At 57.4% G+C, this 17412-nt stretch carries 8 protein-coding genes; 6 read left to right on the forward strand and 2 right to left on the reverse strand.

Annotated features, from left to right (window positions below):
- Window positions 1–103: 103 nt before the first annotated feature.
- The 3 genes from LC093_RS02120 to LC093_RS02130 all read left to right on the forward strand — a co-directional run bounded on the left by LC093_RS02120 (window position 104) and on the right by LC093_RS02130 (window position 2676).
- Window positions 104–652 (forward strand): GNAT family N-acetyltransferase, encoded by a 549-nt coding sequence (locus tag LC093_RS02120; RefSeq protein WP_226661513.1) that lies wholly within the window; start codon window positions 104–106, stop codon window positions 650–652.
- A gap of 74 nt (window positions 653–726) precedes the next feature.
- Window positions 727–1725, forward strand: coding sequence for a type I glyceraldehyde-3-phosphate dehydrogenase (gene gap / locus LC093_RS02125; protein ID WP_226661515.1), 999 nt, complete (start codon window positions 727–729; stop codon window positions 1723–1725).
- A gap of 33 nt (window positions 1726–1758) precedes the next feature.
- The gene (locus LC093_RS02130; RefSeq protein ID WP_226661517.1) at window positions 1759–2676 is read left to right on the forward strand and encodes a 1-phosphofructokinase family hexose kinase; all 918 of its coding nucleotides are present in this window, start codon (window positions 1759–1761) and stop codon (window positions 2674–2676) included.
- Between the two features lie 57 nt (window positions 2677–2733).
- Here LC093_RS02130 and LC093_RS02135 read toward each other — a convergent pair whose 3' ends face one another.
- Together LC093_RS02135 and LC093_RS02140 are read right to left on the reverse strand one after the other, a co-directional pair.
- A complete protein-coding gene (locus LC093_RS02135) occupies window positions 2734–11373 on the reverse strand; it encodes a GH36-type glycosyl hydrolase domain-containing protein (RefSeq protein WP_226661519.1) in 8640 nt (2879 codons plus the stop codon).
- A complete protein-coding gene (locus LC093_RS02140; RefSeq protein WP_226661521.1) occupies window positions 11370–12359 on the reverse strand; it encodes a universal stress protein in 990 nt (329 codons plus the stop codon). The genes LC093_RS02135 and LC093_RS02140 overlap by 4 nt, the downstream gene beginning before the upstream one ends.
- A gap of 237 nt (window positions 12360–12596) precedes the next feature.
- On the opposite strand from LC093_RS02140, the gene ppsA reads away from it, so the two are divergent.
- From ppsA to LC093_RS02155, 3 genes are read left to right on the forward strand one after another with little or no spacing between them, the layout of a single operon-like run.
- Window positions 12597–15011, forward strand: coding sequence for a phosphoenolpyruvate synthase (ppsA, locus tag LC093_RS02145; protein WP_226661522.1), 2415 nt, complete (start codon window positions 12597–12599; stop codon window positions 15009–15011).
- Between the two features lie 29 nt (window positions 15012–15040).
- Window positions 15041–16963, forward strand: a complete 1923-nt coding sequence (locus LC093_RS02150; RefSeq protein WP_226661524.1) for a potassium transporter Kup — start codon at window positions 15041–15043, stop codon at window positions 16961–16963.
- 15 nt (window positions 16964–16978) lie between these two features.
- Window positions 16979–17389, forward strand: coding sequence for a low affinity iron permease family protein (locus LC093_RS02155; RefSeq protein ID WP_226661526.1), 411 nt, complete (start codon window positions 16979–16981; stop codon window positions 17387–17389).
- Window positions 17390–17412 lie beyond the last annotated feature (23 nt).

The raw sequence follows: 17412 nt of genomic DNA on the forward strand, positions 1-17412 counted from the left end.
TATGCGATTGGCCGGTATCAACCACACGGATCTATTCTTTATGCAGATTTATGTAGCCAGAGTGTAGAAACGGACGGCCACACTTGAGAGGACAAAGATGACAATGTCGAGCGAACAGCATCACGAAGCACTAAGCAGAACCGTCACCGAAAAACTACGAAACGGCCAGGTGGTGACAATTCGGCCAATGAACCGCGCAGATATCGATCTGGAACGGGAATTTATTACCAATCTTTCCCCGGAATCCCGCCATTTCCGCTTTCTCGGTGGCGTCGGGGCGCCGAGTGAAACACTGCTTCAGCAACTGACCGACATCGACCACGACCAGCGGGAGGCTTTTATCGCGACAACCGAGCAGGAGAGCGGTGAATTGGAAATTGGCGTCGCCCGCTATGCGCTGGAGCCAGCAGGCAAAGCCGCTGAATGCGCCGTGGTTATAGCCGACGACTGGCAGAAACAGGGACTGGGAACGCTTTTACTCAACCGTCTTATCGAATCTGCGCGCGCACGAGGCATAGAGAACCTCTACTCTATCGACTCGGCCGCTAATTCCAGACTGCGCGAAGTGGCGCGCAATATGGGTTGGGATTGCCGAACTGATCCCGAGGACCATACCCAGGTTATTTACACTCGCGATCTGACGGTGGCCTAGAGAGCTGCGTTACTCATTGGCAATGCATTCCGTGCATGCCTGACCAGACGCCAAACTGACACTAAGGGAAAACGATGAGAATTGGCATCAATGGGCTTGGCCGTATTGGCCGGCAGGTACTTCGCATCGCTCTAGAATCCCACCGCGGCGGTTTGGAAGTGGTTCATGTGAACGATTTGGCCAGCGTAGAAAATATCGCCTATCTGCTTGAGCTGGATACCACCTACCACACGCGAAACCTGAAGGTACACGGTGAAGGCGATGTCTTGATGGTTGACGGCCAGGCAATCTCTTTCAGCTCGGAAAAAGACCCAGCCAAACTGCCCTGGGGAGAAAAAGGCGTAGACGTCGTATTCGAGGCTACCGGAATGTTTCGCACCAGGGTGGGCGCAGCGAAACACCTGGCTGCCGGCGCCAAAAAAGTACTGATTTCAGCGCCTGGCAAGAGCATGATCGATGGGCATTTTGTCGTAGGCGTCAATGATCACCGCTATGACCGGCATCGGCACAAAATCATATCCACGGCCAGCTGCACGACCAATTGCCTCGCGCCGGTGGCGAAGGTACTGGAGGAAGAATTCGGTATCGAATACGGGATGATCAACACGATTCACTCCTATACCGCCTCCCAAAACCTGGTTGACGGTCACAGCAGTAAATTCCGCCGCGGTCGTGCGGCCGCGGCCAACCTTGTCCCGACAACTACCGGGGCGGCAACCACTATCGGCCTCATTTTGCCCTCTCTGGCGGGCAAAATGCACGGTTGTGCCGTGCGCGCACCACTCAAATGCGGTTCGCTACTGGACCTCACCTGTACCTTGAAAAAAGGAACCAACGTAGACGAAGTCAACAACGCTTTCAGGCATTGGGCAGAAGGGCCATTGAAGGGCATTCTCGCTGTGGACGACCGGGAGTTGGTTTCGAGCGACATTGTAGGCAAGCCGTACAGCGCGATTATCACCACCAAGGACACCATGATGGTGGGCGATAAATTCCTAAAAGTGTTTGCCTGGTATGACAACGAGTGGGCCTTTTCCCAGCGGTGTGCCGACATGATCACGAAGATGCTTTAGTCACAGGCGAATCTACCGTCTTAAAGGAACTTTATGGCCATCGTGACCGTTACCCTCAACCCATGTATCGACAAGACCGTCTGCGTCGAGCAAATCCTTCCCAACTGTAAACTGTCCTGTACTGACGTCCGGGCCTATCCGGGTGGGGGAGGAATTAACGTTGCCAGGGTCATACAGCGGCTGGGAAGAGCGGTCTGCGCCTACTGGAGCTGCGGAGGCGAAAACGGCGAGCGTCTGCGTCAATTTCTAGATGCGGAGCACGTCCAGTATGAGACGGTTCCGATAGTGGACCCGGTCAGGGAAAACCTGATCGTTCGCGAGGAGTCCAGTGGAAACCTGTTTCGCTTTGGTATGCCCGGCCCGCTGCTTCGCGAGGTAGAGCAACAACGCTGGATACAGAAAGTCCGGCAAATTCCCGCCTCCGCCCAATATGTGATCTTTAGTGGCAGCCTGCCCGAGGGAGCACCGCCAGAGTGGTATGAGAACCTGCTGCGTGACGTCCCGGAAGGCATTCAGATCATTGTGGATACAAAAAAGGAAGCTCTAAGGCACGCCCTCAAGGTCGGTGTCTACCTGATCAAGCCGAATGTGCGTGAATTAGAGGAACTCGTTGGGCGCGAACTGAGCGACGAAGCCACGATCGGACAGGCCGCGCGGGAAATCATTGAGCACCGTGGTGCCGAAGTTGTCATCGTATCCCTCGGGCGCGCCGGCGTGCTGCTCGTTACCGCGGACATACTGGAGCGCATAGCGGCACCGTCAGTCCGGCTGCAGAGTAAAGTCGGGGCTGGTGATGCGGTCGTTGGCGGCCTGGTCGCCGGTCTATCCCAAGGGATGACGCTGCCCGAAGCCACACGGTATGGCGTGGCTGCAGGTGCGGCGGCGGTAATGACTGAGGGCACCGAACTGTGTCAAAGGGAAGTGGCCGAGCAACTATTTCAAACTATGTGATTGCCCCGTCTGATTCACCAATCCCAGTTTCACTAACCCCGAGCTTCAATTTGCAACTCAGCTTTGGCTGGTTACCACCTCTTCAGAAAATACCAATCGCACACGATGGTTCTCACCATCATCAACCAACGGTATGCGCTCTCCATTGATGGAATCCCCATCCACCGTCAACTCGGAAATATTGCGCGGGCAGTCGCCGCAGTTCTGCACTTCAATGTCATATCGGCTTTCGCCGAAACGCATTGAAAAACGGAATTGATCCCAGTTATCCGGCAGGCAAGGTTTAATCTCAAGGCTTTTGCCTTCTACAATCCGCACGCCCAGCAATGCCTCCAGTGCACCGCGATACAACCAGCCGGAAGCACCGGAATACCAGGTCCAGCCACCGCGTCCGATGTGAGGCGCAACGCCGTAGACATCACCGGCGAGCACATAGGGTTCCGTGCGGTAGCGCTCGACACCGGCGGCGTTATCTGTATGGGTTATCGGGTTGAGCAAACTGAAAAGATGGTGCGCCCGATCACTGTGTTCCAAACCGGCAGCGGCCCAAACTGACCAGGTTGCGGCATGTGTGTACTGACCGCCATTTTCCCGGATACCCGGGGGATAACCTTTGATATAACCCGGATCCTTCTTGGTTTTATCAAAAGCCGGCTTTAACAGCAGTACCTGCCGTGCATCTTCTTGCACCAGGTGCACATAGGCCGAAGCCATGGCTTCACGCGCACGGTTCGTAGGCGCTTCCTGAGACAGAACCGACCAGGTCTGTGCAATCAGATCGATCTTGCATTCGTCGCTCTCTTTTGAGCCAACCGGCGTGCCGTCATCGTAATAGGCGCGCCGGTACCAGGCGCCGTCCCAGCCGCTCTCCTCCACCTGCTTGCGAAAATTTTCGCCCAGCGCGCGATAGTGCTCTGCCAGCGCCGAGTCGCCAATGTACTCACAAAGCGGGGCCATATCCCGGCAGACCCGCAGCAGGAACCAGCCCATCCACACGCTTTCACCGCGACCGGTGGTACTGATACGGCTGAAACCGTCATTCCAGTCTCCATTGCCGATAATCGGCAGACCGTGCGGGCCGACAGAGCTCGCCCGCTCTATCGTTCGACAGCAATGTTCGTAGAGTGAACCCGACTCGTCACTGGTATCAAATTCCGCGTAGCGCTCGTGTTCATCCTTCTTCAGCGGATCCCCTTTCAGATAGGGAACCGATTCATTGAGAATGTCATAGTCACCGGTGGTGCGGATGTACTGTGCGGTAACGAATGGCAACCACAACAAGTCATCGGAACAGCGCGTGCGAACCCCTCGCAGCGGTTGCTCGTGCCACCAGTGCAACACGTCGCCCTCCTGAAACTGGCGCGATGCCGCGCGCAGGATGTGTTCGCGCGTCCATTCAGGATGGGTCCACAATAATGCCTGTACATCCTGAAGCTGGTCGCGGAACCCGAATGCGCCGCTGGACTGGTAAAATCCGCTGCGCCCCCACAGGCGACAGGCCAGCGTCTGGTAAGGCAGCCAGCGGTTGACGAGTATCTCGGTGGCTTTATCCGGCACTTCCACCTGCACCCTGCCAAGGAACTCTTCCCAGAATTGTTCAAAATCTTCCCGGGCAGTTTCTGCTCTTTCCGGCACACGAAATTCTTGCGCGAGAGCGAGCGCCTGAGTCCGGTCGACACCTTCACCGACAACAAAATAGACATGCTGTGTTTCGCCAGCAGCCAGGTCGATATGCACCTGGTAAGCGGCACAGGGGTCACCACCGCACTGCACCCGGCCCGACAAACCGATACGAAACAGCGCTTCCGGCGATTCCAGGCCGACCGAGTCCCCAAGGAATTCATGCCTGTCCATGGTGGCCCCGTGAGGCGGCAGGTTTGAAGTCAGGAAACCGACTCCCGGTTTGGCATCCGCTACAAACGCATTGCGAGCCAGAAGTGCACAGCTTTCGGCCTCGAATTCGCATACCAGATGAGGCCAGCTATTGGCGCGCACCAGCCCCTGAATCCACTCGAGATAATAAGTAGCCGTAAGCCTGCGCGGCCGATCCCAGCAATTGGTGAGTGTCAGTCGCCCTATTTTCACCGGGGCCTCACGGTCGACGAACACCCGCCAGGATTGCTCAAGGCCGTTGCTGTTATGGCGATATTCGCTGTACCCCGCTCCGTGTCGAACCTGATAGGCGCCTTCGGCCGGCCGCGGTGCCGGCGTTGGTGTCCATACTTCCGCGGTTTCCTCGTCGCGCAGGTAGAGTACTTCCCCGCTCGGGTCACGCACCGGATCATTATTCCAGGCGGTGAGGCGGTGTTCGCCGCTGTTACCGGCCCAGGTGCAACAGGACCCACCTTCAGAAACCAGGCAACCGAAATTTGGGTTGGCGATGACATTCACCCATGGAGCCGGGGGCCGCTGCCCCGGTTCCAGGTGCAGGACATATTCGCGGCCATCCGTGGAGAATCCACCCAGACCGTTGTCGAACAGTAGATCGTCCGGCCGCTGCAAAACCGGCGTCGCATGTGGAGTGGCATTTGCCGGTGACACCGGTACAAATGGCGGCAGAGGTTGCAGCTGTTCCTGCAGTGCGGTAAATCCGTTCTGCAATTGCGACTGCACCGACCCCACGGATGAATCGAGAATGACCCGCGCCGCAGACAGCAGGGTCATGCGCGCATCCCCCGGTAGTTCCTGACCGGGGATCAGTACCACCGCCCCGGACAGTTTACGCAAGGTGCGACCGCGAATATCTACAATCAATTCCTGCAGCCTGTCGCGCGTTTGCTGCTCATAGCCGGCAGACTCCTCGTCGATAATAACCAGATCGACGGTGACGCCGCGCGCGCACCAGTAGGTATGTGCCTGCAGAAGGGGTTCGGCAAACGCGCTTTCCTGTTCTTTGCGGATATGTACCAACAAGATCGGGTTATCACCGGAAATGCCCTTGCTCCATAAACCCGGCTGAATATGCCGGCTGCGCGCCAGTATCCGCGACGGGGCACGCAATGGTGCTATTGGAGCGAGCACTACCGAAAGCAGGTCCATCATCCAGTGCATGGAGCCGGACGTAATATGCAGGTTACGCAGCTCCTGCTCCGACTGCATCCGTGCGAGGTCAAATACCCAGCGTGCTTTCGGGCGGGAGCGGTAGGCGCTCAGGGTGGAGAGTAATTCACTGCGAGACTTACTGGCACCAGTGAGATACACAACCTCGATTTCCGATTGCGGTGGAATTGTGACCTCCTGCGCGGCGGCAATAACCGGATCCAGCACAGGACCGGTAGTACCGCTGAAACTTCCAAGCCCTTCGTTCATGGCCTTCGGGCGAGCCGGTGAGCCACCCCGGCCGAGGAAGCGGAAACGGTCGGTTTCCCACGCCAGTCGATGGCGTACACCCGGTTGCACCAGGACCGAGACAGCCAGATAAATCGGCTTTTCATTGCTGCCGCGCGGTCGCCGGCGATAAATCATCACCTGCTCTTCCGGCAGGTACTGGCTCTCGACAAACAACTTGGCAAAGGCCGGGTGCCGCAGGTCATCGCGCTCCGGCGCCAAAACAACTTCGGCAAAATCGGCCAGCAACAAGTGCCGCTCGCGATCGCTTTCGTTTTTGATACTCAGGCGGCGCGCTTCCACGTCGTGCTGCGAGCTGACCGCCACATGCAAACGACAGAACAGCTCCGATTCACGCTGCTGGTACTCCACACTCTGTGGGGAAAAATAGGCTGCGCTGTGGTGTGCATCACCACCACACGGGGCCAGACCAACGGAAAACAGCGAACCACTATCGAGATCCCTCACATAACAGAAGCGTCCCCATTGGTGATGGGTTGGATCAGTCTGCCAGCGCGTCAACGCGATGTTGTCCCAGTAACTGCCACCGGCGCCATCGGCAGCGAGTACGGAAGTAAAGTGCCCGTTGGATAGCAGGTTGTACTGTGGGTACGGACGGGATGGTGTTGCCGACCAGGTCTCGAGTACGACTTCCGCGTGGAAACTGCGCATAACCCCCGGGCGTTTCCACGGCCGGAGCGCAGGCGGTGACGACGGCATGCGCTCATGTAACAGGGGCGTCAGTCCAGAAATGCGCGCATCGTTATGGAAGCGGCGCAACATCACATCGCCATGAAGGAAGTTGTTAACCGCCAGCAGAATCATTCCCTGATGGTGGCTCATATAGGATCGTACCGTGCGCCCGCGCCGAGGTGCGGGTTTGGACGTACGCCCGAAGTCGATCGCCTCGTGCAGGCCGAACTGTCCATAGCCGCCCTGGCTGCGCAACTGGCGCAGGTTTTCCATCACCTTATCGGCACAGAAAGGCAGTGCCATCATGGAGGCATAGGGGGCAATCACCAGGCGCTCGCCAAGGTCTCGGCGAAAACCTATTCCCGGCACGCCGAATGCACGGTATTGGTAATGCAGATGGCTATCCAGTTCGTAAAAGCCTGACTCCGCAATTCCCCAGGGCACCCCGAATCGCCCGGCAAATTCCCGGTGTACCTCAATAGCATTGCGGCATGCACGACCTACCAGGCTGTGGTCCGGTGTTTCCATCAGCAGGCGCGGCATCAGGTACTCGAACAGCGTGGCACTCCATGACATCAAGACTGTCCGACGCTGGATACGCCGGAACGGACGCTCGAGATGTCGCCAGTGACGAGCAGGTACATCCCCTTTGGCAATGGCAATAAACCCGGTAAGCCTGGATTCCGATGCCAGCAGATCGTAGTAGTTGGGATCCAGCGCTGCATCATTGACGTTATACCCAATATGGAACAGGTGCCGGTCAGGATCATAGAGGAATGCGAAATCCATCTCAGCAACCCAACGCCGCGCTTTGTCGGCGAGGCGCTGCAGGTCGCGCCTATACTTGTCCGCATTCCCCTGCGCCACCACGAAAGAATCCCTGAGTCTGGCTATCCACTCGTCGGTGTCTTCGCGCTGCTGCCCCTCCACGTAAGACAATGCCGCCTCAAGCTGGTCCAGCTGCATTGAAGCCTCCGCACAGCTCTCTTTCAACGTCACGAGGGTAACCGGGGCGTTCAGCTGTCCATGCAATGTCCGGAAAAGCTCGGCCACCTGGCCGCCCTGTTCACGGCACGCCACCGGCGGTGCAGCAATAAGCCGCTGCCAGGGTTCCAGGCTTTCCTGATAGCGACGTGCAGCAATAGAGTGCTGAAGCAGTTCATCGAGCCAATGGCGCAGGCGTCCGAGGGATTCCGCACTGAAATTTTCGTCGCCCTCAATCAATGCCACCACGCGGTCCTGCAATGCCGGCACTTCCCGCTCGTGAATGTCGTCGATGATCTGCCACCAGTGGCCACCTTCACCACCGCTTTCCAGTCTTTCCCGCAGCTGTGAAATATAACCGGTAACCTCACGTAACGCGCTTGATGCCACCTCTGGTTCTTGCGGTTGCAGGGTTTCGACAACGACACCCAGGGTATCCGCCATGCCCTGCACCAACTGGCGACCATCGATCGGTGTAGAATCCAGGGCCTCTAATCCGCTCGCCAGGGTCAGAAAGCTGCCGGCAAGATTTCCACTATCCACCGTGGACACATAGCGCGGGTCCAATGGGTGAAGTTCTCGAGTTTCATACCAGTTGAGAAAGTGGCCACGGTAACGCTGCAGCCCGCGCATGCGATCAAAGGTGTTGTTAAGCCTCGCCAGTAACTGAGTCAGGTCGAGATAACCAAAATCGTACGCGCTGAGCGTCGCCAGCAGACCCAGGCCAATATTGGTCGGCGATGTGCGCCGGGCGAGTACCGCCACCGGCTGCTCTTGGTAATTGTCCGGCGGCAACCAGTGATCGTCCGGCCCCATAAAGTGCTCGAAGAAATACCAGGTCCGGCGGGCAAGCAGGCGCAACTCCTGCTCATCGGTTTCATATAACGGCTGAGCCTCGGGTTTATACGGCCGATTAATGCGCTGGTTGAGCTGCGGCAGTATCAGCCACGCAAACAGGAGCGGCACCGCGGGCAGCAGGCTGAGTGGAGCAGTAACAGCCAACCAGACCGCGATCAATATCGCCAGTACCGGTGCAAACCAGAGTTCACGCCAGCTGCGACTCGCAACCGAAGCCGCACCGACAGACCTGTTCACATGCGCTGCGGATGTCCACTCCAGCAGGTGACGGCGGGAAATCCCCAACCGGTAGACCGTCCGCACGATCGCATCCAGTGCATTGGCCGCCTGCACAGGTAGCAGCGCCAGGGACATCAGCCAGTGCTGGAGCCGCTGACACAGAATCCCGCCCAGATTGCGCAGGTAGTGATGCGCACGATTGGGCCTTGCGACCGCTCGCCAAAGGGTAGACAACGGCTCTAGCCACACCGGAGCGGCAGAAAGCAGCAGAACGCCCAGCGTCCACGCCCAGGCGTTACCCGGCAGTGCGCCGCTCCACGCCAGCAGGAACAGCACCAGCAGACTCGGCGCTTCCAGGCTTCGGCGCAGGTTGTCGGCGATCTTCCAGCGGTGTATCGGCGGCAGTGGATTTATTACTCTCTCTCCACCGTCAATGGTTACCCGCTTCCGAAGCCAGGGCAGTAATTGCCAATCGCCGCGAATCCAGCGATGTGAGCGGCGTAACAGGGCAACCACATTGGGCGGATATTGCTCGTAGAAAATGGTATCCGACAGGAGTGCCGCGCCGCCGATGGATCCCTCCAGCAAGTCGTGGCTGAGAATCGCGTTTTGCGCCAGATGTCCCGCCAGGGTCTGGGAAAACACGCGCGGATCATAGATACCCTTACCCGCAAAAATGGCCTCCCCAAATAGATCCTGGTAGGCATCAGACACTGCATGGGTGTACAGATCGACACTGCGATCGCCGGAAAAGATCTCACTGAATACCGAGTCCACCGCACCCGCAGGATCGGTCTCCAGCCTGGGCTGCATGAACCCGTGTCCCGCCACAACACGACGGCTGCTCTCGTCGATGACCGCCCGATTCAGCGGGTGCGCCATGGTTCCGACCAACCGGGCAGCGGTTCCTGGCGGCATCTGGCTGTCGGCATCCAGGGTGATGACGAAGTGAATTTTTTCCAGTGCCGAGCGATTACCTATGCAGGTGGTGTAACTGTGATCGTCGTGTCCTTTCAGCAAATGGTTGAACTCAATCAGTTTGCCGCGCTTGCGCTCCCATCCCATCCAGCATTTCTCAACCGGATTCCAGCGCCGCTCCCGATGCAACAGCAGGAATGGCTCGCGGCCATCGCTGTCGGCATATCGCAGATTCAGGGATTCAACGGTATCCCGCGCGCACTGGAGCAACACCGCATCCTCTGCGGAGTCCTGAGTATCAGCATCGGCGAAATCACTCAGCACGACGTAAACCAGATTGCGATCTTCATTATTCAGGTAATTGATTTCCAGGCACTGCAGGATTCGCTCTACATCTTCGGTATCGGCAAACAGTACGGGCATGATCACGGCAGTGCGAAATTCGTCCGTGATACCACGATCAAAATCCATCTTTGGAAGCATTTGCGGTGACAGGCTATGCGTGATCAGGCCGTTAACCAGCGCAAGGGCAATACCGACCACAGGTATCGCGACAATCACCAGCGTCAGCAATAGCCACCAGGGCGAAACCCCACTATTTAAAAGGTATATAGCCAGGCCTACGATAGGCGGCACCGAAAGGAGTGCGAGGGAAGAAAAGTAGACCGCCGATGCATGGTCCAGTACCCAGCGGTGTAAACGCTGCATGGAATTCGGCTGGAACTCCAGTGTCTGTTCAAGCTCCGCGCGCCCATCACCGACCAGGTAATAGCCGACGTGCCGGCGACGTATCTCTTGCAGCTCTTTGTCACTCAGGTCTACAGCACACTCTGCTACCCGGTGTTCGGCGCTACTACTGCCACGGGCAAGACGTTCGACCACACCGCGATAGCGATCGCGGGTTTCAAAATCCATTTGCCCGTAGGCACCAGCAGGATCAGTGTTCAGTATCCGCTCTACACGGCTTTGCGCCTCGACAAAATCCCGCCAGTCGTGTGTGCGTAATTCACGCAGGCTGATGATCGCACTCGCAATACCGACACTTTCCCCCTCACCGCCCGCTTCCGCCTTTTCCAGCGCGTCTTCGGAAAAGTGCGCGAGATGCTCCAACAGGCGGAGGCGAAGCATGGCTGGTAGCGCCCAGAGCTCACCGGTGGTCAGGATGGTTTCCTGTTGATAGTGGTCGACAAGGTCGTACACCGATTCAAGGTCAAGGGGCTGACGGACATTGGCAACAAGAACAGCGGCCAGTGAGCCCACGCGTAAATCGGACCCACCCTCTTCTGCTGTCGCCATAGGCAATTGCCGGAGATAGGTCCGCGGTAGCGATTCCCTCACCAGCTCAAGCGCTTCCTGCACTACGTGCCGATTGTCGAGCAACCATTCCTCACTGCGACTGCCCTTCTCACCGGCTTCTACTCGCGCGGCGAGGCGCCGATAAATATCCTGGAAATGCTGATCAAGGCGGCGCAACTGTGCATTCAGGGGATAAACGCGACCCGATGAAATGACATGCCGGTGGTGTTTGGCAAGCGCGCTTATTTCTCCCTGACGGCGTTGTTCATCATCCGCACCGGAATCCCCAGCGGTTGAGCTGGTGCGGGTTGCCTGGTTTACAGGGGGGCGATGTTTCTTTTTGCGCGAGAAAAACTCGCGCGCACGGGCGAGCCCGTCGGAGTTTCCACGACGCAGTTTCATTGATGGGTATTGCCGTTATTTGCCAGTGATGGGTGGGGTTGATGCGCGGTATCTACACCGCCGCGCAATGCCTGCAACTGCGATTCCGGCATATCCTGAAACACCAGCACAGGCAGGCTGCTATGACACAATACCGTATGGCAGAGCGTACCGGTTACCTGCTGTGCGCCCGTCTGCCAATCGTGGGCACTCATCGCAATCAGGTCCACGCCCTCTTCTGCCGCAGTCGCGTAAATACGTTCCGCGACATTCTGGGAAACCTGCAAGCGGGGTCTTACCTTGATACCGTTTTTGAGCTGATTGGCGATTTCGTCGAGGTAGGCTTCTGCCGCGCGGCGGTTACATTCAACAAATTTTTCGCGGGTGGCATGTTCCTCCCGGGTGATTGGCATACGCCGGGGCATCTCGGGCACCGCGATCACCTGCAACAGGATAATCTCTACCTCCTGCCCGCGCATAAGCGACGCTACCTTACACGCTACCCACTCCGAGCGTGGCGAACCATCCATGGATACCAGGATGCGCCGATAGGCTGTTGGTTCCGACCCGGCCGGTTTTTCACCTGGCCGCACAATCAGGAAGGAACGCCCGGCGCCGCTGAATACCTTTTGCGCGGTGCTGCCAAAATCAAATCGGCTGAGCCCACCCTTGCCGTAGGCGGTAATCACGATCAGGTCGATCGCATGCTTTTCACAGTATTCGACGATCTGTTCCGCCGGCCTGCCCTCCACGATACTCACCGTCACAGGTATATCCTGCGCGGCAATTTTTTCATTGAGACTGTTCAGATAGCTGCGCATTTCTGCCCGCCGCAGCCGCCAGTCCACCGGGTCGGTACAGTGATCATCCGTGTGAGAGGAAGATTTCTGCACATGTAACAGATGAATGTCTGCGCCGCTCTGTTGCGCGATGGAAATGGCGTGTGCGATGGCCTCCTCAGCCAGTGACGAACTATCCAACGGAATTAACAAATGTTTGAACGGCATAGCGGCTCCCCCCGGAAGTGGATCGGCAAAGCTAATTGAATAACGGTTTTTTAACGGAAAAGAAAATCACGCCTGCGGATTTATTAGAGCGAATATTGCTCTGTTATTGCTGGCGTTTAACACACGGAATGCGGGAAATCTGGACGCGCTTAGAGCTTAGCTCGACTATTTTGAGAAATACGAAATTCGACGTAATTCACGTTGAATAACGAGTCAATTTCAGGCGTTACTCTCGACATGACTGATACAAACTACATCCGCTGGTTCGCGGATACAGGACTGAACGATCTTGCCGAGGTGGGCGGCAAAGCCGCCTCCCTGGGGGAAATGTACCGAACACTCACGCCGACGGGCATCCATGTACCTAATGGTTTTACGGTCACAGCAAGTGCTTATCGCGCCATGCTCGATCGCGCCTCTGCATGGGAGCCACTGCGCAAACTCCTCAACGAAGCCGGCTCCGCTGACAACGACCGACAGGCAGAGTTGGCCGCACAGGCACGCAAAATCGTGTATGAAGCAGGACTGCCGGACGAGTTGGTGGAGCAAATCACTGCAGCGTATGTCGAACTATGCGAACAATACGGACCCCAAGTGCGACTGGCCGTGCGCAGTTCCGCCACTGCCGAGGACCTGCCCGAAGCCAGCTTCGCCGGGCAACACGACAGCTTCCTGAATATCGGTAATCTCGACGGCCTGCTGGACGCCTGCCGGCGCTGCTTTGCTTCCCTGTTTACCGCACGCGCCATCAGTTACCGGGAGCGCAATGGTTTTGACCACTTCAAGGTATTCCTGGCGATTGCCGTAATGAAGATGGTGCGCGCCGATCTCGCTTCCAGTGGTGTCATGTTTACCCTGGACACCGACAGCGGCTTCCGCGATGTGGTTTTCGTTACCTCAGCCTATGGTCTCGGAGAAAATATCGTCCAGGGTATCGTCGACCCGGATGAATTTTATGTACACAAACCCACCTACGAACTCGGGCACCGCTGTGTATTGCGCAGGCAGCTCGGCGCCAAGCAGCAGACCCTGGTGTGCGATGAAGACCTTAATAGCCAGGAACTGCACAATATCGATACCCCCGACGCACGCCGAGCCCACTACAGCCTGACCGATCCCGATATATTGACCCTCGCCCACTACGCTATTGAAACCGAAAAGCACTACAGCGCTCAGCGGGGAGCCCCCTGCCCCATGGACCTTGAATGGGGCAAGGATGGTGACGACGGTCAGCTGTATCTATTGCAGGCGCGACCAGAAACCGTGGCCTCGCAAAAACCACGCAACCAGTTGAAGCGCTACCTGTTCAGCGAGAAGCCAGACAAAAGCACCCTGCTCGCAACCGGGCGAGCCATCGGTAGCGGGATCGCCAGCGGCAAGCTGCACCGGGTCAGCGACGCGACCCAGCTGTCTGCGTTCAACGAGGGCGAAATCCTGTTCGCAGAAAGTACCAGCCCCGACTGGGGGCCGGCGATGCGCAAGGCCGCAGCCGTGGTAACAGAGCGCGGCGGTCGCACTTGCCACGCCGCCATTGTTGCGCGGGAATTCGGTATCCCTGCGGTCGTCGGTATTGGCGGTGACAATCCGCTTGAAGATGGCGAACTGGTAACCATTTCTTGTGCCGAAGGGGACATTGGGCGTATTTACCAGGATGCACTCCCATTCGACGTTGTCACCACCGAACTCGACCAGGTACCGTCACCCAAAACAAAAATGATGATCAACCTGGGGAGTCCCGAGCAGGCGTTTCGCTTGAGCGCCCTGCCCTGTGATGGCGTGGGTCTGGCGCGGATGGAGTTTATCGTCAATGAGCATATCAAGGCGCATCCCATGGCACTGGCGTGCCCGGAACAGGTTTCCGATGAAAGAGACCGTGACGCGCTAAATGCACTGACCGCTAACTACGAGAGTGGTAGCGAGTTTTTTATCCAGAAGCTTTCCGAAGGCATTGGCACCATCGCCGCAGCCTTTTACCCGCGCCCGGTAATCGTGCGCACCTCAGACTTCAAGACCAATGAATACGCGCGCCTGATCGGCGGCAGCAGTTTCGAGCCCCACGAAGAAAACCCGATGCTGGGATTCCGCGGTGCGGCACGTTACGCGCACCCGGCTTATGCGCAGGGGTTCGCACTGGAATGCGCGGCGCTTAAGCGCGCGCGGGAAGAGATGGGGCTGGAAAACATCAAGGTCATGATCCCCTTCTGCCGCCGTATCCCCGAGGGCGAAAAGGTGCTTGCGGCCATGGCCGAGCACGGCCTGACACCGGGCGAAGCGGGCCTCGAAGTCTATGTGATGTGCGAGATCCCCAACAACGTGGTGCAGATCGATGCATTCAGCCAACTGTTCGACGGTATTTCCATCGGTTCCAACGACCTGACGCAATTGACGCTGGGAGTGGATCGCGACTCGGATATCGTCGCATTCGATTTCGACGAACGGGACCCCGGGGTAATGGAGATGATCCGCCAGGCCGTCGAGGGCGCAAAGCGCAACGGCATCCCGGCGGGAATCTGCGGCGAAGCGCCATCCAACTACCCGGAAGTGGCGGAATACCTGGTAAAACTGGGTATTACCTCCATCAGCCTCAGTCCGGATGCATTGCTGCGCACCATTGAGAAAGTGGTGGCAATCGAACAAACCCGTGAATCATAAAATGACCACGTCTTGGGAACAGTGCCAGCTTGTCGAGTAAACGACAAAGCCCCCTCACCATGAATGAAAATGCAGCTCAGCCAGCAAAAACCAAAGCGGCACTGACTCTTTCGGCACTCGGTATCGTGTTCGGAGATATCGGCACCAGCCCGCTTTATGCGGTCAAGCTTGTGTTTCACCAGGAGCACGGAATTACACTGAACCATGCCAACCTGCTCGGCGGTATCTCGACGATCTTCTGGGCGCTGATGATCCTGGTCACCATCAAGTATGTGATCCTGATCCTGCGTGCCGACAATGGCGGTGAGGGTGGCATTATGGCGCTCACGGCACTCGCCCTTTCCGCCACCCGAGGGCGCAAGCGTGTGCGCTGGCTTATTGCCTCAGCGGGATTGTGTGGTACCGCCCTGTTCTTCGGCGACGCCGTCCTGACGCCAGCGATTTCCGTGCTGTCTGCCATCGAGGGACTTGAAGTCGGGGTGGCAAACCTCGAGGCATTCGTACTGCCAACCGCGGTCTGCGTGCTTTTGATGCTGTTCTTTGTCCAGCGCTTTGGGACCGCCACTGTTGGTGCGCTGTTTGGCCCGATTACTGCGGTCTGGTTCCTCACGCTCCTGATCTCCGGCCTTCATTCGGTAGTCGGTAACCCGGCCATTCTCGCGGCACTGAATCCACTCCACGCACTGACCTTCGTTACCGGGCACGGTATGGCTTCGTTTATTGTGCTCGGGGCGGTGCTGCTGGTGTTTACCGGTGCTGAGGCGCTGTATGCGGATATGGGCCATTTTGGCCGCGGGCCTATAAGACTCGCCTGGCTGGGACTGGTATTCCCTGCGCTTACGCTGAATTACCTGGGGCAAGGTGCCCTGCTGATGTCGGAGCCCGGCGCAGTCGATAACCCGTTTTACCGTATGTTTCCTGCCTGGGCGCTCTACCCCATGGTGGTCCTGGCCACCGCAGCCACGGTCATTGCATCACAAGCGTGCATTTCTGGTGTTTTTTCCCTGGCGAAACAGGCCATACAGCTGGGCTACTTGCCTAGAATGGCCGTGCGACATACGTCGCCGGAACAGGCCGGGCAGATCTATATGCCGGCCATCAACTGGCTGCTACTGGCGATGGTCCTGGCCGCAGTCATCGGCTTCGGCTCTTCTACGAACCTGGCGGCGGCCTACGGTGTTTCCGTCAGTGGTGCCATGCTGATGGATACGTTTATCGCGTCGTTTGTGTACCGCTTCCGCTGGCATTATCCATTGCTATTGTGCGTGGCGGGCGCACTGTTCTTCAGCTGTATCGATCTGGCCTTCTTTTCATCGAGCCTGATGAAAATCGGTCACGGAGGTTGGTTCCCTTTGGTAATCGCCGCTATCGCGATGCTGTTGATGGTCACCTGGCGCGACGGCAGGAAGCTCCTCAATAAGCGGCTTCTGTTGGAAGAGTCAAAGCTCGACGACTTCCTCAAACAGCTGTTCCAGCATCCGCCAATACGGGTATCGGGTACTGCGATCTTCATGACCTCCAAGCCAGAATCGACGCCTCACGCACTAATGCATAATCTCAAACACAACAAGGTGCTACACGAACGCGTACTGTTTCTTACCGTAGAGGTGCTCGAGCAACCGAGGGTGGGTCTTGACCAACGATACTACTTCTGTCAGCTCGGCCACGGCTGTTTTCTCGTCAAACTGTCTTACGGTTTTATGCAGAGCCCGGACATTGCTCAGGCATTGCGTGGTCTGGACGAGGAGCACGGACTCCGGGTTGATCCGAACCAGGCGTCATTTTTCCTCGGCCGGGAAAACATCAAACCACTCAAAAGTGTGGCCGGAGGCATGGCCTATTGGCGGGAACGGATTTTCTCGGCGATGGCGCGCAACGCAAGTAGTGCAGTGGAATATTTTCGGATTCCTGCGGATCGGGTTATTGAACTTGGGACAAAGATCGAAATTTAGAAACAGGGAAAAGCCATGCGCCCAACTACCTGGTACTCGAAGCTTGCAAAGTCTGCCGCACATTTTTGCGGCAGGCCGAGAATATTCGCGCTCGCAGTCGCCACCATTTTACTGTGGGCAATCACCGGCCCGATATTTGGCTTCAGCAACACCTGGCAGCTGATCATCAACACCATCACTACCACAGTGACCTTCCTGATGGTTTTCCTGATCCAGAACACCCAGAACCGTGATACCGAGGCCATCCAGCTCAAACTGGACGAACTGATACGGGCCACCAAAGGCGCGCACAATGCCTTGCTAGATCTGGAAGAACTGGACGATGAGAGCCTGCAGGACTTTTTGCGTCGCTATGAACACCTGGCAACCGTCGCGCGGGAAGAACTGGCGCGCGGGGTAAAGGATACCGGTACGCCGGAGGCGTAAACCCTGCAGGCCACTAGCGAATC

Origin of the sequence: Microbulbifer aggregans (assembly GCF_020524005.1) — a bacterium.
Lineage (GTDB): Bacteria > Pseudomonadota > Gammaproteobacteria > Pseudomonadales > Cellvibrionaceae > Microbulbifer > Microbulbifer aggregans_A.